Annotated in this window: 16 protein-coding genes; 5 read left to right on the plus strand and 11 right to left on the minus strand. The window is 64.2% G+C overall.

Annotated features, from left to right (window positions below; genetic code table 11):
* The first annotated feature begins 5 nt into the window (after positions 1-5).
* The 5 genes from gcvP (at position 6) to ACZ5BO_RS27220 (ending at position 6704) form a co-directional block, all read left to right on the plus strand.
* Complete coding sequence (gene gcvP, locus ACZ5BO_RS27200; protein WP_464697033.1) at positions 6-2855, plus strand: aminomethyl-transferring glycine dehydrogenase; 2850 nt, start codon at positions 6-8, stop codon at positions 2853-2855.
* A 117-nt stretch (positions 2856-2972) separates the two neighbouring features.
* The gene (locus ACZ5BO_RS27205; protein ID WP_464697034.1) at positions 2973-4349 is read left to right on the plus strand and encodes an L-serine ammonia-lyase; all 1377 of its coding nucleotides are present in this window, start codon (positions 2973-2975) and stop codon (positions 4347-4349) included.
* Positions 4350-4389: 40 nt separating this feature from the next.
* The gene (gene gcvT / locus ACZ5BO_RS27210) at positions 4390-5514 is read left to right on the plus strand and encodes a glycine cleavage system aminomethyltransferase GcvT (protein WP_025126821.1); all 1125 of its coding nucleotides are present in this window, start codon (positions 4390-4392) and stop codon (positions 5512-5514) included.
* A gap of 392 nt (positions 5515-5906) precedes the next feature.
* A complete protein-coding gene (locus ACZ5BO_RS27215; RefSeq protein ID WP_007977299.1) occupies positions 5907-6119 on the plus strand; it encodes a cold-shock protein in 213 nt (70 codons plus the stop codon).
* Positions 6120-6215: 96 nt separating this feature from the next.
* A complete protein-coding gene (locus ACZ5BO_RS27220; protein WP_464697035.1) occupies positions 6216-6704 on the plus strand; it encodes an RDD family protein in 489 nt (162 codons plus the stop codon).
* Positions 6705-6767: 63 nt separating this feature from the next.
* Here ACZ5BO_RS27220 and nadA read toward each other — a convergent pair whose 3' ends face one another.
* The 11 genes from nadA to ACZ5BO_RS27275 all read right to left on the minus strand — a co-directional run bounded on the left by nadA (position 6768) and on the right by ACZ5BO_RS27275 (position 21432).
* Positions 6768-7826, minus strand: a complete 1059-nt coding sequence (nadA, locus tag ACZ5BO_RS27225; RefSeq protein ID WP_464697036.1) for a quinolinate synthase NadA — start codon at positions 7824-7826, stop codon at positions 6768-6770.
* Positions 7827-7976: 150 nt separating this feature from the next.
* Positions 7977-8363 carry a sensor histidine kinase gene (locus tag ACZ5BO_RS27230; protein ID WP_464697037.1) on the minus strand — a complete coding sequence of 129 codons (387 nt, stop codon included), beginning with the start codon at positions 8361-8363 and terminating at the stop codon, positions 7977-7979.
* 144 nt (positions 8364-8507) lie between these two features.
* Positions 8508-9143, minus strand: coding sequence for a thioesterase domain-containing protein (locus ACZ5BO_RS27235; protein ID WP_464697038.1), 636 nt, complete (start codon positions 9141-9143; stop codon positions 8508-8510).
* Complete coding sequence (locus ACZ5BO_RS27240; RefSeq protein WP_464697039.1) at positions 9140-12205, minus strand: non-ribosomal peptide synthetase; 3066 nt, start codon at positions 12203-12205, stop codon at positions 9140-9142. The genes ACZ5BO_RS27235 and ACZ5BO_RS27240 overlap by 4 nt, the downstream gene beginning before the upstream one ends.
* 4 nt (positions 12206-12209) lie before the next feature.
* Positions 12210-13220, minus strand: a complete 1011-nt coding sequence (locus ACZ5BO_RS27245) for a zinc-dependent alcohol dehydrogenase (protein ID WP_464697040.1) — start codon at positions 13218-13220, stop codon at positions 12210-12212.
* Positions 13220-14563 (minus strand): 3-phosphoshikimate 1-carboxyvinyltransferase, encoded by a 1344-nt coding sequence (locus ACZ5BO_RS27250; protein ID WP_464697041.1) that lies wholly within the window; start codon positions 14561-14563, stop codon positions 13220-13222. The genes ACZ5BO_RS27245 and ACZ5BO_RS27250 overlap by 1 nt, the downstream gene beginning before the upstream one ends.
* Positions 14560-15768, minus strand: coding sequence for a Coenzyme F420 hydrogenase/dehydrogenase, beta subunit C-terminal domain (locus tag ACZ5BO_RS27255; protein WP_464697042.1), 1209 nt, complete (start codon positions 15766-15768; stop codon positions 14560-14562). Before ACZ5BO_RS27255 ends, ACZ5BO_RS27250 begins: the two co-directional genes overlap by 4 nt.
* Positions 15769-15881: 113 nt before the next feature.
* Complete coding sequence (locus tag ACZ5BO_RS27260; RefSeq protein ID WP_025126812.1) at positions 15882-16349, minus strand: GNAT family N-acetyltransferase; 468 nt, start codon at positions 16347-16349, stop codon at positions 15882-15884.
* Positions 16350-17285 (minus strand): DMT family transporter, encoded by a 936-nt coding sequence (locus ACZ5BO_RS27265; protein ID WP_464697043.1) that lies wholly within the window; start codon positions 17283-17285, stop codon positions 16350-16352.
* 10 nt (positions 17286-17295) lie between these two features.
* A complete protein-coding gene (locus ACZ5BO_RS27270) occupies positions 17296-20175 on the minus strand; it encodes an AMP-binding protein (RefSeq protein WP_464697044.1) in 2880 nt (959 codons plus the stop codon).
* A 21-nt stretch (positions 20176-20196) separates the two neighbouring features.
* Complete coding sequence (locus ACZ5BO_RS27275; protein WP_464697045.1) at positions 20197-21432, minus strand: aspartate aminotransferase family protein; 1236 nt, start codon at positions 21430-21432, stop codon at positions 20197-20199.
* Positions 21433-21570 lie beyond the last annotated feature (138 nt).

Below are 21570 nucleotides of genomic sequence, written 5' to 3' on the forward strand. Positions count from 1 at the left end.
CCGCCATGACCGTCAACCTGACCACCGCCAACGAATTCGTTGCACGCCACATCGGCCCGCGCCAGGCCGATGAGCAAGCCATGCTCAACAGCCTCGGCTTCGACTCCCTGGAAGCCCTGAGCGCCAGCGTGATCCCCGACAGCATCAAGGGCACCAGCGTGCTCGACCTGGGCCAGGGCCAGAGCGAAGCCCAGGCCCTGGCCTCGATCAAGGCCATCGCCGGTCGCAACCAGCTGTTCAAGACCTTCATCGGCCAGGGCTACTACAGCTGCCACACGCCGTCGCCGATTTTGCGCAACCTCCTGGAAAACCCCGCCTGGTACACCGCCTACACCCCGTACCAGCCGGAAATCTCCCAGGGCCGCCTGGAAGCCCTGCTGAATTTCCAGACCCTGATCAGCGACCTCAGCGGCCTGCCGATCGCCAACGCTTCGCTGCTCGACGAAGGCACCGCCGCCGCCGAGGCCATGACCTTCTGCAAGCGCCTGAGCAAGAACAAGGGCAGCCACGCCTTCTTCGCGTCCGTGCATTGCCACCCGCAAACCCTGGATGTGCTGCGCACCCGCGCCGAGCCCCTGGGCATCGAGGTGGTGGTGGGCGATGAACGCGAGCTGAGCGACGTCAGCCCGTTCTTCGGCGCGCTGCTGCAATACCCGGCGAGCAACGGCGACCTGTTCGACTACCGCGCACTCACCGAGCGTTTCCATGCCGCCAACGCCCTGGTGGCAGTGGCCGCCGATCTGCTGGCCCTGACCCTGCTGACCCCACCGGGGGAATTCGGCGCCGACGTGGCCATCGGCAGCGCCCAGCGCTTCGGTGTACCCCTGGGCTTTGGCGGTCCGCACGCGGCGTATTTCGCCACCCGTGACGCCTTCAAGCGCGACATGCCCGGCCGCCTGGTAGGCGTTTCGGTGGACCGCTTCGGCCAGCCGGCCCTGCGCCTGGCCATGCAGACCCGCGAACAGCACATCCGCCGCGAGAAGGCCACCAGCAACATCTGCACCGCCCAGGTGCTGCTGGCCAATATCGCCAGCATGTACGCCGTGTACCACGGCCCCGAAGGCCTGAAACAGATTGCCCGGCGCGTCCATCAACTGACCGTGATCCTGGCCAAGGGCCTGAGCCAGCTGGGCCTGGCTGTGGAGCAGGAGAACTTCTTCGACACCCTGAGCCTGCACACCGCTGGCCGCACCGCCGCGCTGCACGACAAGGCCCGTGCCCAGGGCATCAACCTGCGGGTGATAGACGCCGAGCGTCTGGGCCTGTCCCTGGACGAAACCAGCACCCAGGCCGACGTTGAAACCCTGTGGAACCTCTTGGCCGACGGCAAGCCGGCGCCAGACTTCACCGCGCTCGCGGCGGCAGTCACCAGCAATATCCCTGCGGCCCTGGAGCGCCAGTCGGCGATCCTCAGCCACCCGGTGTTCAACCGCTATCACTCGGAAACCGAGCTGATGCGCTACCTGCGCAAACTGGCGGACAAGGACCTGGCCCTGGATCGCACCATGATCCCCCTGGGCTCCTGCACCATGAAGCTCAACGCCGCCAGCGAAATGATCCCGATCACCTGGGCCGAGTTCGGCGCGCTGCATCCCTTCGCGCCCGCTGAGCAAAGCGCCGGTTACCAGCAACTGACCACCGAGCTGGAAGCGATGCTCTGCGCCGCCACCGGCTACGACGCCGTATCCCTGCAGCCCAACGCCGGTTCCCAGGGCGAGTACGCCGGCCTGCTGGCAATCCGTGCCTATCACCAGAGCCGTGGCGAGGAGCGCCGCGACATCTGCCTGATCCCGTCCTCGGCCCACGGCACCAACCCGGCCACCGCCAACATGGCCGGCATGCGCGTGGTGGTCACCGCCTGTGACGCCCGGGGCAACGTCGACATCGAGGACCTGCGAGCCAAGGCCATCGAGCACCGCGAGCACCTGGCGGCGCTGATGATCACCTACCCTTCGACCCACGGCGTGTTCGAGGAAGGCATCCGCGAAATCTGCGGCATCATCCATGACCACGGCGGCCAGGTGTACATCGATGGCGCCAACATGAACGCCATGGTCGGCCTGTGCGCGCCGGGCAAGTTCGGCGGCGACGTGTCGCACCTGAACCTGCACAAGACCTTCTGCATTCCCCACGGCGGTGGCGGCCCGGGTGTCGGCCCGATCGGCGTCAAGTCGCACCTGGCACCGTTCCTGCCGGGGCACGCGGCCCTGGAAAACAAGAAGGGCGCGGTCTGCGCGGCGCCGTTCGGCAGCGCCAGCATTCTGCCAATCACCTGGATGTACATCCGCATGATGGGCGGCGCCGGCCTCAAGCGTGCCTCGCAGTTGGCGATCCTCAATGCCAACTACATCTCGCGGCGCCTGGAAGAACACTATCCAGTGCTCTACACCGGCAGCAACGGTCTGGTGGCCCACGAATGCATCCTCGACCTGCGCCCATTGAAGGACAGCAGCGGCATCAGCGTCGACGACGTGGCCAAGCGCCTGATCGACTTCGGGTTCCATGCGCCGACCATGTCGTTCCCGGTGGCCGGCACCCTGATGATCGAGCCCACCGAGAGTGAGTCCAAGCAGGAACTGGATCGTTTCTGCGACGCGATGATCCGCATCCGCGAAGAAATCCGCGCAGTGGAAAGCGGCGCCCTGGACCCGGACGACAACCCGCTGAAAAACGCCCCGCACACCGCGGCGGAACTGGTGGGCGAATGGACCCACCCCTACAGCCGCGAACAGGCGGTGTACCCGGTGGCGTCCCTGGTGGAGGGCAAGTACTGGCCGCCGGTGGGCCGAGTCGACAACGTGTTCGGCGACCGCAACCTGGTGTGCGCCTGCCCATCCATCGAAAGCTATGCCTGAGAAGCAGTGGTGAGCTTCAAGCGGCAAGCGGCAAGTTAACAGCCGATCGGCTCTTTCTTGCTGCTTGCAGCTTGTGGCTTGCCGCTACTCTCAATAATAAGAAACCGGAGAACCCACATGTCCCTGAGCGTGTTCGACCTGTTCAAGATTGGCATTGGCCCCTCCAGCTCCCACACCGTTGGCCCGATGCGTGCCGCTGCGCGGTTCGTCGAAGGCCTGCGCCGTGACGGACTGCTGACGGGAATCACCTGCGTCAAGGTCGAGCTGTACGGCTCGCTCGGCGCCACCGGCAAGGGCCACGGCAGCGACAAGGCTGTCCTGCTGGGCCTGGAAGGTGAACACCCGGATACCGTGAATACCGAAAACATTGCCGCTCGCCTGCAGGAAATACGCAGCAGCGGACGCCTCAGCCTGCTCGGCGAACACCCCATCGTGTTCAATGAGAAAGAACACCTGGCGATGATCCGCAAACCCCTGCCTTATCACCCCAATGGCATGATCTTTCGTGCCTTGGATAACGCCGGCCTGCAGGTTCGCAGCCGCGAGTACTACTCCGTCGGTGGCGGTTTCGTCGTCGATGAAGACGCCGCCGGAGCCGACCGGATCGTTGAAGACACCACCCCCTTGACCTTCCCCTTCAGGAACGCCAAGGAACTGCTGCAGCATTGCAGCACCTACGGCCTGTCCATCAGCCAGGTGATGCTGAGCAACGAAAGCGCCTGGCGCCCGGAAGCGCAAACCCGTACAGGCCTGCTGAAGATCTGGCAAGTGATGCAAGACTGCGTCGACGCCGGCTGTCGCAACGAAGGCATCCTGCCTGGAGGGCTCAAGGTCAAGCGCCGCGCCGCCGCCCTGCACCGGCAATTGTGCAAGCACCCGGAAGCGGCACTGCGCGACGCTTTATCGGTGCTGGACTGGGTCAACCTCTATGCCCTGGCCGTCAACGAAGAAAACGCCAACGGCGGACGCGTGGTCACCGCTCCCACCAATGGCGCAGCCGGAATCATCCCCGCAGTGCTGCACTACTACATGCGCTTCATTCCTGGAGCCAGCGAGGACGGCGTGGTGCGCTTTCTCCTCACCGCTGCCGCGATCGGCATCCTGTACAAGGAAAACGCCTCGATCTCCGGCGCCGAGGTCGGCTGCCAGGGTGAGGTGGGCGTCGCCTGCTCGATGGCGGCCGGTGCCCTGTGCGAGGTACTCGGCGGTAGCGTGCAGCAGGTCGAGAACGCGGCGGAAATCGGCATGGAACACAACCTCGGACTGACCTGTGACCCGATTGGCGGCCTGGTGCAAGTGCCCTGCATCGAGCGCAACGCCATGGGCTCGGTCAAGGCCATCAACGCAGTGCGCATGGCTCTGCGAGGAGACGGGCAGCATTTCGTTTCCCTCGACAAGGTCATTCGCACCATGCGCCAGACCGGCGCCGACATGAAAAGCAAATACAAGGAAACCGCCCGTGGCGGTTTGGCCGTGAACATTATCGAGTGCTGACGCGCCAATGGCGTAGCAGCCGATTTATCAGGAGTTGCCCATGTCCACCGAATCACTGTTGAAGACCCCACTGCACAGCTTGCACCTGGAACTGGGTGCACGCATGGTGCCCTTCGCCGGCTACGACATGCCGGTGCAGTACCCGCTGGGGGTGATGAAAGAGCATCAGCACACCCGTGAGCAGGCCGGCCTGTTCGACGTATCCCACATGGGTCAGATCCGCCTGAGCGGCGCCCAGGCCGCCAAGGCCCTGGAAACCCTGGTGCCGGTAGACATCATTGACCTGCCCGTGGGCATGCAACGCTATGCGATGTTCACCAACGAGCAAGGCGGCATCCTCGACGACCTGATGGTCGCCAACCTGGGTGACGACCAACTGTTCCTGGTGGTCAATGCCGCCTGTAAAGACCAGGACTTGGCCCACTTGCGCCAGCACATCGGCACCCAGTGCGACATTCAGCCGCTGTTCGAAGAGCGCGCCCTGCTGGCCCTGCAAGGCCCGGCCGCCGTCACTGTACTGGCGCGCCTGGCACCAGAAGTGGCGCAGATGACCTTCATGCAATTCAAGCCTGTGACCGTGCTGGGAGCGGAGTGCTTTGTCAGCCGTTCGGGCTACACCGGTGAAGACGGTTTCGAAATCTCGATCCCGGCTGCCGAGGCAGAACGCCTCGCCCGTGCTCTGCTGGCTGAACCGGAGGTGGCAGCCATTGGCCTTGGGGCCCGTGACTCCCTGCGCCTGGAAGCCGGCCTGTGCCTCTATGGCCACGATATGAACAGTGACACCACGCCGATCCAGGCCAGCCTGCTGTGGGCCATTTCCAAAGTACGCCGCGCCGACGGTGCTCGTGCGGGTGGCTTTCCCGGGGCCGAAGTGATCTTCGCCCAGCAGCAAGCCGGCGTCAGCCGCAAGCGCGTCGGCCTGCTGCCCCAGGAACGCACACCGGTACGGGAAGGAGCAGAGATCGTCGACGCCGAAGGCAAGGTTATCGGCAACGTCTGCAGCGGCGGTTTTGGCCCGACCCTGGGCGGCCCGTTGGCCATGGGCTACCTCGATATCGAGCACTGCGCACTCGACACACCAGTTTCAGCAATAGTTCGTGGGAAAAAGGTGCCAATGCTTGTAAGCAAAATGCCATTCGTCCCACAACGCTATTACCGCGGCTGAGGGACTGTTTCTATAAGTAACGCGGTTGCGTTAAAAGTGCACTAATCTGTAACGCAACCGCCATAAAACAGTGCACATCTTCGATACTGAACTTCATTTATAACATCCGAAAACAATTGAACGACTCTATCGAATAAGCCCTGAACGCTAGTTCCGCCAAACCTTGGCAAGCGGCGTAATACCGGGGGTTCGCAGGGCTTGTTTTTTCTCCCGTAGTTGGCGTAGAGTTTCCCCACTGTGTTTGCATGGGTCGCTTGGAATCGTGACCTGGGCAGTAGCCAACAAGTTTGCTACAACCCGTTCGACGCCTCTTACTTTCCTGCAACCCAGCCCAGTACTCTTTCACGAGGAAGAGACTGTCATTAATTTTTTAGCGTCAAAGGAAATAAGAAATGTCCCAACGTCAGAGCGGTACCGTCAAGTGGTTTAACGACGAGAAAGGTTTTGGTTTTATCACTCCAGAAAGCGGTCCGGATCTGTTCGTACACTTCCGCGCCATTCAGGGCAACGGCTTCAAGAGCCTGAAAGAAGGCCAAAAAGTGACCTTCATCGCTGTGCAAGGCCAGAAAGGCATGCAGGCTGACGAAGTACAAGCAGAAGCCTAATCGTCTGTAACGAAAAAGCCCCTGATGCTGACATCAGGGGCTTTTTTGTGCGCGCAATTCCGTAAAATGGCTTTCTTTTCCAGTCGAGAGCCTGCCATGTCGAAACATCTGCTAAGCCCCCAAGGCGAGTTTCCCGCCGCCACCCTGGGTCGTCGCCTGGCAGCGATGTTCTATGATTTCCTGCTGTGCGTTGCCCTGCTGATCGTTACGGGAGGCATCTACAAGCTGATCCAGATGCAGATCATCGGCGAGGCCCGGATGCGCACCCTGACCGAAGCCGGGGCCCTGGACGGTGACCCGCTGTACTCCACGGTACTGCTGTTCGTGCTATTTGGCTTCTTCGCCAAATTCTGGACTCATACCGGCCAGACCCTGGGCATGCAAGTCTGGGGCATTCGCGTGCAGAACGTCGATGGCAGCCGCATCAGCCTGTGGCAGGCGCTGTTGCGCTTCATGGTGTCGATCGCTTCCTGGCTGTGCGCCGGCCTGGGTTTCTTCTGGGTGCTGGTGGACAAGCAGAAACGCAGTTGGCACGACATCTACTCCAATACCCAACTGGTGCGCATTCCCAAGCGCAAGAAGTAATACACGCCCATAAAAAACGCCCCGACAGATCGGGGCGTTTTTTATGGGCCGGAAAACAATCGGTCAGGCGTTGCCGGCAAGCTTCATGCGCGCGGCCTGAGTGAAATCCAGCATGCGCTTGAGAGGACGAATCGCATTGGGAATCAAGGCCGGGTCGACACTGATCTCGCCGCTCCCCGTCCTCAGGCACTCCAGGGTACGCTCCAGGGTGTTCATGGCCATCCACGGGCAATGGGCGCAACTACGGCACGCCGCACCGTTACCGGCCGTAGGCGCTTCGATGAAGACCTTGTCCGGGCACAACTGCTGCATCTTGTAGAAAATGCCGCGATCGGTGGCGACGATGAAGGTCTTGTTCGCCAGCCGTTGCGCGGCAGCGATCAACTGACTGGTGGAACCCACCGCGTCGGCCAACTCGATCACCGAGCTGGGGGACTCCGGGTGCACCAGGATGGCCGCATCCGGGTACAGCGCCTTCATGTCTTCCAACTGCTTGGACTTGAATTCCTCGTGGACGATGCAAGCACCGTCCCAAAGCAGCATGTCGGCACCGGTCTGGCGCTGGATATAGGTGCCCAGGTGCTTGTCCGGGCCCCAGATGATCGTCTCGCCGTTATCCATCAGGCTTTCGACGATCTCCAGGGCGCAGCTTGAGGTCACCACCCAGTCGGCACGAGCCTTGACCGCCGCCGAAGTGTTGGCATACACCACCACGGTGCGCTCCGGATGCTGGTCGCAGAAGGCCGAGAACTCCTCCACCGGGCACCCAAGGTCCAGGGAACAGGTGGCCTCCAGCGTTGGCATCAGCACACGTTTTTCCGGATTGAGGATTTTCGCCGTCTCGCCCATGAAACGAACACCGGCGACCACTACGGTCTTGGCCGGATGGGCATTGCCGAAGCGGGCCATTTCCAGGGAGTCGGAGACACAACCGCCGGTTTCCTCGGCCAGGGCCTGAATCACCGGATCGCAATAGAAATGCGCAACCAGCACCGCGTCCTGAGCCTTGAGCTCGGCAGCAATGGCAGCACGAAGATGGGCCTCTTGCGCAGCGCTCAAAGGCTTGGGCTGCTTGGCATCGAGGTGGGCTTGGACCAGAAGGCGTTCAGAAATTTGCGTCATGTTCGCAAGACCTGCAGGCGCTTAGGCGCGAAAGTCGAGTATACCACCGGCTCCGGACCGCTTAAGGGCCCCGCCGGGAGAGTGAGTTCATCAGGTACGGACAACATTGGAGCCGCGCAAGGCTACAGAATATCCAGGGTATTCAAAAGCCTATTCTGTCCAACAACCGCGCCCTGCCCCGCCGGCGCAACCTGCACCCGGGCAAAAAGCCACTGACACGCACAACCCGCATTTGGCCCGCTGGTCGGCGGAATCCAACCTGACCCGGCCGGCATGCCGATCGGTAATCGCCTTGACGATGGCAAGTCTCAGCCCGTAGCCCACTTCATCGCTGCCCGGCCGGCGCTGGAAAGGATCGAACACCCGCTCGCGCTCGGCCAAGGCAATACCCGTCTCCGAGTCGCGGACCTGCAGCAGGATCTCGTCCAGCACCTGGGCCACCGACAAGTCCACCTGCCCTGCTGGAGGGGTATATGCCCACCAGGTTTTCACCAGGGTCAGTAGGTCTTCCTGGATGATCCGGAAGGCCAGCGTCACCTGCGGAACCTTGTTCAGCCAATCGGTCTTGCTCAGCGGCTGTATCGGATGCCTCTCCATAGCTGCGCGAGTATTGGCGCAAGGCAGAGGCTACCAGGAAAAACTTGGCTGGAACCGAGGGCACCTCGAACGGGTCGGCGTCGATCACCAGGCAATGCGCTGCAAGGCCCCCGGGTTCAGCAGCCAGGTGAGCACATCAGGGCTGTTGATCACCGAGCCATGGTGGCGCTGCTCATCCCGCCAGTAGCGATTGTCCTGACTCGGATCAAGCCCCAGGTCCGGGGCCAGCCCCTCGGTGCTGCGCCCGGCGGACAGCAGCACATCCACCGCGACGCCCTTCAGCGGCACCGCCTGCCATTGAGACAGCTGCAGGATGTTGCCATGCACGCACTCGCGACTGACCAACTGCGCGTCCACCAGATCATCGACATAGGCGTACTGCGGATCGGCCGCCAGGCGCCGGGCAATGGCGTCAGGGGCCAGCCCTCGCAGCTCGGCCAACAGTGGCGGGTCCACCAGCAGCAGCGGCCTGCCGGGCGCCGTGCTCCGGGCCACGCAACAGGCCGCCAAATAGGCGCCGAAGGAGTAACCGAGCACCGCGTCCAGCGCCGTCAGGTCATGCTCTTCGGCGATCTGCCGGGCCAGGGCCTCGACACTGGAATAGGGCCAGTAGTCGCTGTAGTTGACCTGTACCAGCGACGCTTGCCCTTTGAGCGCCCGACCCAGGGCGGAAAAACAGATCGGATGGCCGACAAAGTCGGGAAAGCAGATCAGCTTCATTGACGTTGCCCCGCCGCGACAAAGGATTCGAGAAAAGCCCGGGCCCGCGGCTCGGGCAGATAGCTGTTGAGCAGTACTTCGCAACCCTGGGCCGACTTGACCACTGTCAGGTCGAGCAGGGTCTTGGGCCACTCGGTGACCGGGTTGGCGACCCGCGTTTGCAGCCACTGGGCATCACTGGCCGGCAGTTCGACGAAGTTGCACAGGAACGCCGGGGCAAAGCCGTACAAGCCCAGTGCCGCGAGTATTTCCTCATAGCCCAGGGCCGCCCGGGCCAATTTGGTATTCAGGTAATCCATGCCGGCCTGAGGCTCGCCGCCTTCGGCAAAGCGCCCGGGAGTCAGCGGCACAGGCACCGTGTAGCTGGAGAACCCGCTGATCACCGAACGCTCGGCCCAGGCGAACAGCAGATTGACGATCGGAGCCTCTATCCCCAGGCCCTCGGCGCAGCCCTGGCGGAAGGCCTGCAACAGGTGGAACAGACGCTGCGGCGAGGCCAGCTTCAACGGGTTCATGGCCAGTGCCGCCCGCAACTGCAGCGCCTGGGCTGTGGCCGTCGGCGCCGGGATATCGGCCAGCGGCGCGTACTCCTCGGCCTCCTGCTCCCAGGCCTCGGTACCGGCATCGGCCAGACGCTCATATGCCTCAGCCTGCATCAGGTTGTTGCCAACAAAGGAGAAGTCCGCCACCGCAGGCGAATGCGAATCCAGCGCCAACTGCTCCACGCTGCGCAGCAGGCTCAACTGGCCGACATGGTTGCCAAGGATGTGATGCAGCCACAGCCCCAGGTGCAGGGTGCCGTCGATGCGCACCTTGAACAGGCTGCACAGGTCCTGCTCGAACAGCGACAGCGGCCGCTGCAGGAAATGCTCCACGCAGGCCTGCTGGGTGGGAAACTCCACGACCTCCTCCAGCCACAGGCGCGCCGGCGGCTCGGGCGCCAGGTCAAAACAGTACTCACCCTCGACCCGTGCCACCCGACAGCCCGCCAGCGGATAGCGCTGCTTCAAACCTCGGGCCAGCGCCTCCAGGTCCAGCCCGGCGGCCGGCAACTGCTCGGGCAGGAACAGGTAGAGCACGTTGTTGGCCCGCAGATCCTTGCTGAACAGTTCGGCATACACCATCGACAACTGGCTCTTGTTCAAGCCGATCCAGCGACTATCGCCGGCCCCCGACAACGCCCCGAAACCGCTGCGCAAAGCTTCCTCGGCCCGGTGCGCGGAGGTAGCGCGGACCACGGCAAAACGCCCCAGGTGAGTGTTGATGCAAAAGCCTGCCTGGGCTGTAGCCAGGGACTGCTGCTGCGTCGCCATCACGTGGTACTCCTCGGCACCGTTTTCCAGCAGGGATGCCAGGCCGGGCTGGGCCTGCAGCCAGTCCAGCAACTGGCCCAGGGTGGCCATGCGGTAGAACTGCTCCAGGTCCAGGCCCTCCCAGCCCAGGTGCCGGTTCACCGTGCCCACCAGCTTGATCGCCCCCAGGGAGTTGCCGCCGTTGTCGAAGAAACTGCGCTGCAGGTCATGAGCCAACACGCCAAAACGCGCGAGAAAACGCCCTGCCGGCGAGTCATCGGTTTGCGCGGCCGGCTGCCCGTGGCACAGGCGCTGCTTCAGCTCGGCAATATCCAGCTTGCCGGACGCCCGCAACGGAAAGCGCTCAATCTCGACAAAACGCTGCGGCACCATGAACGGCGGCAGGCCTTGCCGGCCATATTCGGCCAGCGCCCGGGGCTCGACCCCGGGCGCCTTGAGGTACACCAGCAGCAACTGTGCCTCGGTTCCCTGGTCATCCAGCAGCACGGCACAATCGAGCATCCCCGGGTACCGCTTGAAGGCGGCGGCGACCTCGGTCAGGGACAGGCGCTGGCCACGCAGCTTGATCTGGTCATCGCTGCGGCCATGAAAGTGATAGAGCCCCTGGCCATCCCGGGAAACCAGGTCGCCACTGCGGTAGCAACGCAGTGTCTGGCCCTGCCACGGCAGGTCGATGAAGCGCTCCCGGGTCAGCTCGGCATCCCCGAGATAACCCGGGGACAGGCCGCCCCCGGCGATCAGCAATTCGCCGGGCTCATCCACCTCGCACGGCTGCCCATCGGCGCGCACCAGCAACAGAGTGGCATCGTCCACGGCCTGGCCGATGGGGATCTCCCGGCGGCTGTCGAAGTCCCGGGGAATGGCATAGACACAGGTGCCCATGGTGTTTTCCGTGGGGCCATAGCCGTTGTAGAGCACCAGCCCTTCGGAGGCGGCATAGGCCTGGCGGATATGCCCCGCGGACAGCACCTCGCCGCCGACCATCAGCCGCCTGACGCCCCGCAGCCAGTCACGATCGATGTCGATGAAGGTATTGAACAGGGTCGAGGTCAGCCACAGGCTGTCGACCCCGACGTCATGGATGTAACGACGCAGGTGCTCAAGGGTCAGCGGACCTGGCACATGGATATGCAACTCGCCGCCATTGAGCAGCGCGGTCCAGATCTCGAACTGCGAGGCATCGAAGGTCAGGTTCGAGGCGTACAGCATGCGAAAGCCTGGCTGCAGCGCAAAGTGGCGCGGACGATCGCAAAAGCCCAACACCCCGCGATGGGTGCAGGGAATGATCTTCGGCGCGCCGGTGGTGCCGCTGGAAAAGTTCACGTACACCGGCTCGGCACCGGTCAGCTGCGGCCAGCACGGCAGCTCGTCGGTTGGCGCCAGCAATTCGTCCAGCGCCAGGTACCCCGGGCCGCCCGCAGCTTCCTGGGTGACCCGCCAATGCACACCACTGCGCTCACAGACCGACTGGTTCCACTGGGGCGGGTTGCCAGGGTCCAGATAACAGTACGAAAGGCCGGCCCGGACCATGCCCACCAGCAGCACCAATTGCTCGATCGAGCGCTGCACTTGCAGGCCCAGGGTGCTGCCGGGCTTCAGGCCAAGGCCCAGCAAGCGCGCCGCCACCTGGGCCGAGCGCTGCTCCAGCTCCCGGTAACTGAAGCGTACGCCGTTGCTGCTGAGCGCGGTATCCGTGGCGTGCCGGGCGAAAACTTCATCCAGGCGCGAAGCAATAGATAGATGACCCATGCCGTCACTCTTCCCTGTGCTTGATCAGGTTGATTCCAGGGGCGAAGAACCCCGCGCAGTTGTAGTGCTGCAAGGCTTGATCCGGGTCCATTTCGACCCGCTGCAAATGCTCCAGCCATTGCTTGCCGGCCACCAGGTAATCGAGGCAACGAGCGATGTTGCGTTCCACCGTGGCTTCCCCCGCCGGGCACTGCACGCTCTTGAGCCCATGATGGTAGGCATCGTCGCGGTAACCGTTGCCGCAGCGGGACACGTTGACGATGTCGATGTTGCCCATCTGCGGCGACAGCTCCAGGGTCAGGCTGACCCGCCCGACATTCACCAGCCGCGAACGGCCAAGTCCGTTGCCCTCGGGGCTGAGCAAGGCCAGCAGCCGCGGGAACATGGCACTGATATCCGCGTCGATGCACAGGAAGATCCGGGTGAATTGCCCGGCCATCGCCCCCGGCTCGGCCATAAGGTCGAGCACCTGCACCGGCAGGCCCGGATCGATGGCGGCGGGGTTGAGGTCGGCGACCCAGATCTGCGCGTCATGACAGGCCGCCACCAGGCTCAGCATCTTGCCCACCAGGCCCATGCCCACCACCAGAATCCGCTCCCCCGCCTGCAATTGCCCACGGTCCACCGCATGCACCGCGGTAGCGCCCAGGGTGGCGAGAATCGCCTGGGCCTGGGTCAGCGTCTGCGGCACCTTGCACACCAGGCGCTGGGGCACCTGGATCCAGTTGGAATGGGTGGCGATCTTCCAGCCCATGGCCACCACCCGGTCCCCCGGCTGCACGCCTGCCACCTCGGCCCCTACGGCGTGAACCACCCCGGCCGCGCAGTAGCCCAGGGGCAGGTGTTCGCCGGTCTCGCGAACCTGCTGCAGGTAGTGACGCTCGGTGCCCGGGCTGACCATGGAATAGTCCACCGCCACCCGCACTTCAGTGGCAGCCAGTGCGGCCAGCGGTTCATGCACGGCGATCACCCCATCGCTGCCACAGGCGGTCAGTGTGTATCGGCTGCGCTCCATCAGGCCTCCCGTCCGGTCAGGCGATCCAGGCACTGGGCAAACCCTGGAAATGAAGTCTGGTAGCAATGCCCTTCGAGGATCGTGGCCTTGAGCCCGTGGGCCAGCAGCAGGACGTGGGCGGTCATCGACAGGCGATGGTCGCCAAAGGTCGGGATGGCACCCTCCACCTGCGGCGTCTGCCCGCCGGCCACGTGCACGTCGTAGCCCTCGACCTGATAGTCCAGGCCCAGGGCATTGAGCATGCTGCGGGTGGCGGCGATCCGGTCCGACTCCTTGAAGGTCAGCTCATAAAGGTCACTGAAGGTCGCGCTGCCGGGCAGCACGCAACTGATGGCCAGGGCCAGCGGCACCTCGTCGATCATCGCGTGGAACTGGTGCTTGTCGCGCAAGTCGTGGGCCCGGGGCTGGCCGCCACCGCGCAGCAGCAGGCGGCCCACCGGTTCGCCATGGCGAATGCTGTCCACCTCCAGGGTCAGGTTGAAACCGCAGGCCAACAGCCAGTTGAAGAAGCCCAGGCGCGTCGGGTTCAGGCACACATTGTCGAAGCTCAGACGCTGCTGCTCCTGGTGGCGGTTGCACAGCAGGAACAGCGCCGCAGGATAGGCAATGGCCGAGGGGTCGCGAGGGATGCTGATCTCCTCGGGAATCGCGCAGTCCCGGGGCTGGTAGTGGATCTGCAACTGCTCGTCCTGCAGCCGGTCACCAAAACTGTTGATGATGCGCTGGGTGTGATCCCGGGCCACCACCGGGTAGCGGATCGACATCGGCTTGCGCGCCGCCACCCCGGCAAACAGCAAGGTGCTGATGGCCTGGGCACTGCCGATGTGGATCTGTGCCGCGCCGCCGCGGAATGCAGCCTGATGGATGCGGATCGGCAGCGCGCCCGGGCGCCCCAGGTATTCCAGGTGGGCGCCCATCTGGTTCAAGGGCTCGACGATCCAGTCGAAGGGGCGATTGCGCAGGGTTTCGTCGCCATCGACGATGCACGGCACATCGAGCCCCACCAGCATCCCGATCAACAGCCGCGCCGCCGCACTGGACGGGCCCAGGTCGACCCGCCGCTCATGGGTTGCCTGGGCGAACTCACCGCTGATCTCCAGGGTTTCCGGCGCCTGCCCCGGCGTCACCTCAAGCCCCAACTGCTGCAGGGCATCGAGCAACAGGGTCACCGCCTTGCCCCGGTTCAGATCCCGCAGGCGCACCGGGTGCCGAGCCAGGGCCGCAAACAGGATCATCCGATGGCTGATGGACTTGTCCGACGGCAGGTAGCCGTCGATGTTGGCCCAGACCTGTTGTTCACGGTCCAGGGTGAAATCGATGGGCCGGTCCGGGTAATCGATCATTGGCTACTCCTGTATTTGGCGGGGTTGATCAGTTCGGCGTCGTCCACCAGCGCTTCGTCCTCGAAGTGGTCGCCCACGCCGGGGCCAGCGGGCAACACCAGCGGCTGGGTTTCGTAGAAACGCCGGCGGTTCTTCTTGCGTTCAAGGCCGAGGTTGAAGCCACCCAGGTCGACCTCCCAGCTTTCCAGCCGGCCGTGGGCGATGGCGCTGTCCACCAGGGCCTGGCCCCTTTCGGTACGGATCAGCGCGCGGCCGTGTTTCTGTTCCTCGGAACCGTTGAGGCTGGCTTCGAAGATGTTGGGGTCGCCGTCACACACGCTGACGTCGGCCAGCCCGCTCATCCAGTCACCGCAGCTGAGGCAGCGAAAGGTCTTGTTGTCCTTGAGCTTGCCGAGGATCTCCCAGAAATCGATGCCGAAGGTCTGGCTGTCCAGCAGGGTGACTTGCAGCCGCCCGGGGTAATCGCCCTCGCGGTACTTGATGTCGCTGACCTGCTGCGGGTCCTGCCCCAGCACGTCGGTGATGATGCTGCGGGTGCCGGCCGGCAAGGTGTTGGAGGAACAGGCAGTCTCGATCACGCAGACGATCTGGCTGCGAGCCCAACGGCCGATAGCAGTATCCCGGCGCTGCAACTTGCGGATCGCCTGGACATGGCAGGCCAGTCCCACCAGGGCGATGCGTGCCTCCGGCTGCTGTTCGTAGCATTCGCGCAGGGCATTCAGGTAAGGCGCCAACTGGTAGGTGGACTGGGCATTGTTGATGATCGCCGCCGCGGCGCTGCCCAGTTGCGGAGCGCTACGCCAGCCCTGCTCGGGGTGACGGCCCATGGTCAGGGTCAGGTCCACGTCAAAGTGTTCCCGGGCGGTGAGCAGCAAGGTGGTGGCGGTGCCGCCACTGGCCGAACGCCGGACTATCTGCGGGTCGGTGGAACGTGCACCGATGGCCTGGCGGCTGATCCCCAGCCAGCGCTCATCGGCGCGGCGGGTACGGCCGAACAGTTCCAGCTCGGAGCGATCGGTGTCCGGTTGCAGCCCCGGGCACACTGCCAGGCACTCGCTGCAGCTTTCACAGCTGTCGCCGATGCCTTCCAGCAGGGGCACCACCCGCTCCGGGTCGAAGCTGATCACCTGCGGCGGGCACACCAGGGCGCAGGCGCCGCAACCGGCGCACAGGTTCTGATCGAGCACCGTTAGTTTCAATAACATCCCTGTCATCTTGGATAAGCCTCGTGTGCCGTTTTCCGGGTGCAGCCGGCCGCGCCCCCGTGAACCGGGGACGGGCAAGATCTGCAGTGCTGAAGTGGCCGCTGACGGTCAGCTCAAAGCGGACGTTCCATCTTGATGATCTCGATGGACACCGGGCTGTTGCCGCGGCTGAAGGTGCCCTCACCGATCTTCTGGAAGCCGTGGTAGGCGTAGAAGCCTTCGGCTGTCAGGGTTGCTTCCAGGTAGGCAGAGCTGGCACCGCTGGCCCGCAGCCGGGCCAGCGCCACCTCCAGCAGACGGCTGCCGAGGCCGCGCCTGGCAACGTCGCCACGAATGAACAGCTTGCTGACCTCATTGCCGTCGAGCTCGACGAAACCCTCAATCCGCTCACCCTCGGCCAGCCACAGCGAGCCCTTTTCCACGGCCTCGCGGTAGGTTTCCGGGGAGCGTCCATCGAGCCACATGCGGATCTGCTGATCGCTGTATTCAGAGGTGCACAGGCGCTCTACCGAGTTGCGGTGGGCCTCGAAAATACCGATCAGATCGTCCGTGGTTGCCTGGCGTATCCGTACATTGCTCATTCAGCTGAACTCCACTTTCTTGGGGGCGGGGTGGTAGCGAAACTTGAAGTTGATCAGGCTGCCCAGCATCACCAGGGCACTGCCGAGCATCAGGTGCAGGCTCAGCGGGGTCTCCCCCAGCCACACCGACAGGTAACTGGCGCCGATGGGGTACAGCACGCCGACATAGCCGGCGTTCTCGGCGCCCATGCGCTTGATCAGGTCGATGAACAGCACGAACACCAGTGCCGAGCACACCACCCCCAGGTACAGCAGGATGCCGAGGTCGGCCAGGGTGCCGGGCAGCTGCAGGCCATGACCGCCCAGCAGCAGGCTGACGGCGTACAGCGCGCAGGCCCAGCCGGCCGCCACCTTGTTGATGTGCAAGGTGCCGAGCTGGCAGGTCTTCTGGATGTGCTCCGAAAGCACCGAGCCGATGGCCACCGCCAGAAAGGAAGTCAGCCCCAGAGCCACGCCGGCCAGCGACAACGGCCGCCCCGGATCGCCGAGCATGAACAGCCCCAGCCCGGCAATGCTCACCAGCGCGCCGAGCAGGTTGTGCAGGGCAACCGGCACATGCAGGAACAGGCGCTTGATGCCGATGATGTAGAAAATCACGAAGGCACTGAGGCAGGCCATCTGCGCACTGCCCAGGTAGGCGGTGGCCAGGTAGGCCAGGCCGATGCCGGCATAGAAGTACACCGCCCCCACCCCGGCCATCAGCAGGTAGGCCTTGCGGGTCACCGGCTGCCGGGGGCCGGCGAACAGCCGTTGCCACAGCCACAGCACCCCGTAGGCAATGAGGAAGCGCAGCATCAGCGAAGAGCCGACGTCGCTGTGTTCCACCTGCAGCGAGATGGCGATCCAGTTGGTGGACCAGATCAGCAGGCAGCCGAGGAAAATCAGCACGGCGACCAGTGAACGGGGTTTCTTGTTGTTATCGGGTATGGCGTTCATGGCGGTTTCTCTAGCTCAAGGTGGCGGTGATCCCAGTCAGCAGCGACTCCAGGCGTTCGTCGCCGAAGACCTGTGGGTCATAGTCGATTTTCAGCAGCAACTCGCCCGCGGCCAGGTAGCCGGTGAACTCCAGGTGATGGCTGGGGCTGCCCTGCATCAATTGCAGGCTCAAGGGATGCACGCTGACCCGGGCCCCGGGCGGGTTCTCCACGGCCCCGAGGAAGTTGTAGCTGTAGCCGCAATCGAACTGCCCCTTGAGTCGCTCGGCGTCGGGTGTGGCGAAATAGCGGTTGCCGAAACTGTGGGCGATGCCCTGGCTGGCGTGCTGGCCGGCCTTGATCGCCCTGGCGATCTGCTGCAGGTCCAGGCTGGCCACCTGCAGCACCAGGGGGTAGATCACCGTCAGCCAGCCAAACACGCTGTTGAGCTCGGCGCCGCTCTTGTCCAGGGCCCGGCCGTGGTCCAGCAAATGGACTTTCTGGAACGGGTTGTCATCGCCCTGGCTCATGGTGCGCAGGATGGCCGCCAGCAGCAATTGACTGGTCTCGGCCACGCCCTGGGCCCACTGCGGCAAGTCGCGGACCAGCCCCAGGGACAGCTCGGCACGCCGAAAGGCCTCACGCCGGGGAAACTCGGGGTGCTGCGCGGTCAACGGCGCGCAGCGGCTCCAGGGCAGCGCCTCCCAGACCCCCTCATGGGCGGCAGCGGCATGCTCGCGCTGGTAGGTTTGCTGCCACTCTGCGAACGCCGTCGGCCGGGGCCAGCGCTGCATGCACTCCAGGCCCTGCCCCAGGCACTCGTCCAGCTCGGACACCAGCAGCATCCAGGAGTAGCGATCGACCTGGAACTGGTGCCCGGCAATGATCAGGTGGTGGCCAGCGGCGTCCTGTTGCTGGCTGAAACAGAAAAGTTGCCCCTGGCTCAAGGAGATTGCTGCGCAGGTTTGCTGCACCGCTTGCTGCAGATCCGTCGTGGCCGGCTGCAGCCCTAGATCCTGCACGCCCGCCTCGATGAAGTGATGGCTGAAGATCGCCCGCAGCGCCTGGCTGACTCGCTGCGGCTCCTGGCCGCTGGCTACATCCAGCACCAGTGCCTGATTCCAGTGATCCAGGTCGCTGATACCACGGCTCAGCAGGAAGCGCCGATTGGGCAGGCCATCAACCTGTGGCCGGGAAACTCCGGGGCGGGCCTTGGCCGCCGCGGCGTGCACCTGCAATTGCCCCAGAGTCTCATCCGACAGCAGCGCTTCCAGGTCCAGCACCAGGCCCTTTCTCTTCAGCGTGGCGACCACCTGCAAGGCTCTCAGCGAGTCACCGCCATTGTCGATAAAGCTCTTGGCCGGGTCGGGGCTCTGCCCGCCAAGCACCTGACCGATGGCTTGCCAGAAAGGCGTCGGGGCGGCCTGTGCCGGCTCCGCTGCCACCATGGCACTGGCGGCCAGTTGCGCCAGCGCCTGCCGGTCGATCTTGTTGTTGCGGTTCAGGGCAAAACGCTCCACCAGCAGAAAACGCGCCGGCACTCGATGCGCCGGCAGTGCGGCCCTGGCGGCCTGACGCAGCAGGTCTTCACCAAGGCTGGCGTCACCGGCAATGACAAAGGCCACCAGGGCCACGTTGTCACCCGCCTGATGGGCGATCACGCAGGCTTCCTGCACCTGGGACAGGGCCTTGAGCTCCGACTCCACCTGCACCAGGCTGACCTTCTGCCCGTTGATCTTGACGATGGAGTCCTTGCGTCCCAGCAGGCGTATGGCGCCATCGGGCTGGCGGCACGCCAGGTCGCTCGTGGCATAGCACTGGCGCTGCGGGTCCAGGGGGCTGGGCTGGGTCAGCTCGACGATCTGTCCGCTGGCCGGGTCCAGGCGCCGAGCAACCAGGGCGGAATAGAGCAGCAGTTCACCCACCCCTTCGCCGTAGGGCTGCCCGGGCTCCTGGGCAATCTCCAGGGTCACACCCTCCACCGGCCGATCCAGGGCCCAGGTCGGGTCCTGCAGCGTCTGCCCCTGGTCGATGCGGGCGTAGAGCGCGGTGGTGCATTCGGTCGGCCCGTAGGCGTTGAACAGCTGCGAGCCTGGGGCAAAGGCGTGGTTGAAGCGCCGAATGTCCGAGGGGTGGATGATCTCGCCGCCGATCACCAGTTGCTTGGGCTCGGCATAGGTGGGGCTGGCGTCGCTGTAGAAGGCCCGCAGATACGGCACGGTCATGTGCAGCACATCGATGTCATGTTCGGCGATCAGCGCCTCGACCGCGGCGAAGTCATGCTCCCGGGGATTGAGGCTGCACAAGGTAGCGCCGGTCTTCAGGCTGGCGAAGAGGTCCATCAGGCCGGCGTCCCAGCCCGCGGAAGCCAGTTGCAGCACCCGCTGCCCGGGACCGATACCGACATAGCCGATGTAGTTGTCGATGTGCCGGCCCAGGGCCTCGATGCGTTGGACTATGGCCTTGGGCTCGCCGGTAGAGCCGCTGGTGAAGATCACGTAGTCCTGGCATCGCAGCGGGTATTCGCGGCCGGGGGCTACGGGCCGGGGTTGCAGCTGCAGCAGGTCGAGCACCGGCAAGGAGCTGGTCAGCTGCGCTCCGGGCCGGGTTGTGCCATTGAGGATCAGGTTCACGCCCAGGTGCTGGAGCACCGGCATCAGCTCGTCGAGGTTGCTCGCCGGGTCGATGAACACCACTCGCCGGGCAGCGGACAAGGCCGCGATCAACGCCGCATACATGGCCCGGCCGTGGCTGGCATACAGTGCCACCACCGGCTCCGGCAGCCTTTCCAGCTCGACGCTGAACGCCTCGCGCAGTTGGTCGAGCTCGGCAAAACCAAGGCGGCCCTGGACATCGATGATTCCTGCAACTGCAACATCGGTACCCGCCATGCGGGTAAAAGCCTGCAACATGATATCCCTGCCTTGTTGTTATTAGAGGGAGCGGCAAACGCCCTGTAGCGTTTGTATGAATGCCTGGATTTCCTGCTGGGACATGCACAGTGGCGGGGTCAGCTTGACCGTCGCCGGGTTGCGCCCGCCGGTGCGCACGATCACCCCGTGCTCCAGCAAGCGGTTGCGCAGGGCCAGCACATCACCGCCCTTGCCAGTGCCCTCGAAATCGAAGGCCAGCATCATGCCGCGACCGCGCACATTGGCCACCCGCGAGTCCTCCTCCCCGAAGCTTTCAAGGGCCTGACGCAGATAGCCACCGTTGCTCGCCGCCCACTGCCAGGGTTGTTCCTGGTGGTAGATATCCAGCACCTTGGAGGCCACGGCGCAGGCCAGCGGCATCAGGGTGAAAGTGGAGGAATGCTCGGCATAACCCAGGCAGTCCACCAGTTCCGGGCGCCCCACCACTGCGGAAATCGGCAAGCCGTTGCCCAGGGCCTTGCCCAGGACCAGCAGGTCCGGCAGCAGCTGCGGGTTGCTGAAAAACGGTGTGCCAGTGCGGCCGAAACCGGTGTAGATCTCATCGAAGATGGTGATCACGCCGAACCTCTTGCCCAGTTCGACAATCGCTTCGAGCAGCGCCAGGGGCACCGGGTACATGCCCTCCGCGGCCTGGATCGGCTCGATGATCAGCGCCGCCGGCAAGCGATTGGCCTGCTGCGCCTGTTGCAGGTGTTCGGCCAGTTGCTCGCGCCAGAGGGTGGCGCGGGCCGGGTCCTGATCGGCGGCGTAATCCAGGGCCAGAGCGGTCAGTTGCAGGTTGTCACCGGCCAGGTGCTTGCGAAAGCCGCTGTTGGAGGTCACCGACAAGGCGCCCTGGGTCTTGCCATGGAAGGAGTTGTGGAAATACACCACGCCCTGGCGTCCGGTTGCAGCACGGGCGATCTTCAGCGCCACCTCGATCGCCTCGGCACCGGTGACCGAGGCAAACACCGAAGCCTGCGCAAAGGGCACCAGCCCCGCCAGCTTGGCCACCACCTCATGGCGCTGCGGGTTGTCGATGTTCCAACCGGTATGGATCAGCAGTTCGGATTGACGCTTGAGGACTTCGACCAGGTCATCGCGCTGATAACCCAGGTTGGCGGCACCGCTGCCACCGGACATGTCGAGAAAGGATTTGCCCTGCTCATCGTAGAGAAAGCATCCCTTGCCACGAATGACGGAAGGGCTGGAGGGGGCACTGCGCCTAACGGATATTGCAACTGCTTCTGTGAACATCCTGTCACCTTGAGTAAGCCGGGCTTGTGACTCACGCACAGACTCAGGGACAGATTCGTACAGGCAGGGCAAAGCCCTGCTGACTGCGAAGTTACCGACCCTGGTATGTGTTCTCCTTGCCAGGGACGCAACCCCTGT

The sequence above is a fragment of the Pseudomonas sp. FFPRI_1 genome, from assembly GCF_055384485.1.

Bases quoted from the DNA above. Each gene is read 5' to 3' on its own strand.
- gcvP (WP_464697033.1), top strand. From the start codon at position 6: ATGACCGTCAACCTGACCACCGCCAACGAATTCGTTGCACGCCACATC.
- ACZ5BO_RS27205 (WP_464697034.1), top strand. From the start codon at position 2,973: ATGTCCCTGAGCGTGTTCGACCTGTTCAAGATTGGCATTGGCCCCTCC.
- gcvT (WP_025126821.1), top strand. From the start codon at position 4,390: ATGTCCACCGAATCACTGTTGAAGACCCCACTGCACAGCTTGCACCTG.
- ACZ5BO_RS27215 (WP_007977299.1), top strand. From the start codon at position 5,907: ATGTCCCAACGTCAGAGCGGTACCGTCAAGTGGTTTAACGACGAGAAA.
- ACZ5BO_RS27220 (WP_464697035.1), top strand. From the start codon at position 6,216: ATGTCGAAACATCTGCTAAGCCCCCAAGGCGAGTTTCCCGCCGCCACC.
- nadA (WP_464697036.1), bottom strand. From the start codon at position 7,826: ATGACGCAAATTTCTGAACGCCTTCTGGTCCAAGCCCACCTCGATGCC.
- ACZ5BO_RS27235 (WP_464697038.1), bottom strand. From the start codon at position 9,143: ATGAAGCTGATCTGCTTTCCCGACTTTGTCGGCCATCCGATCTGTTTT.
- ACZ5BO_RS27240 (WP_464697039.1), bottom strand. From the start codon at position 12,205: ATGGGTCATCTATCTATTGCTTCGCGCCTGGATGAAGTTTTCGCCCGG.
- ACZ5BO_RS27245 (WP_464697040.1), bottom strand. From the start codon at position 13,220: ATGGAGCGCAGCCGATACACACTGACCGCCTGTGGCAGCGATGGGGTG.
- ACZ5BO_RS27250 (WP_464697041.1), bottom strand. From the start codon at position 14,563: ATGATCGATTACCCGGACCGGCCCATCGATTTCACCCTGGACCGTGAA.
- ACZ5BO_RS27255 (WP_464697042.1), bottom strand. From the start codon at position 15,768: ATGTTATTGAAACTAACGGTGCTCGATCAGAACCTGTGCGCCGGTTGC.
- ACZ5BO_RS27260 (WP_025126812.1), bottom strand. From the start codon at position 16,349: ATGAGCAATGTACGGATACGCCAGGCAACCACGGACGATCTGATCGGT.
- ACZ5BO_RS27265 (WP_464697043.1), bottom strand. From the start codon at position 17,285: ATGAACGCCATACCCGATAACAACAAGAAACCCCGTTCACTGGTCGCC.
- ACZ5BO_RS27270 (WP_464697044.1), bottom strand. From the start codon at position 20,175: ATGTTGCAGGCTTTTACCCGCATGGCGGGTACCGATGTTGCAGTTGCA.
- ACZ5BO_RS27275 (WP_464697045.1), bottom strand. From the start codon at position 21,432: ATGTTCACAGAAGCAGTTGCAATATCCGTTAGGCGCAGTGCCCCCTCC.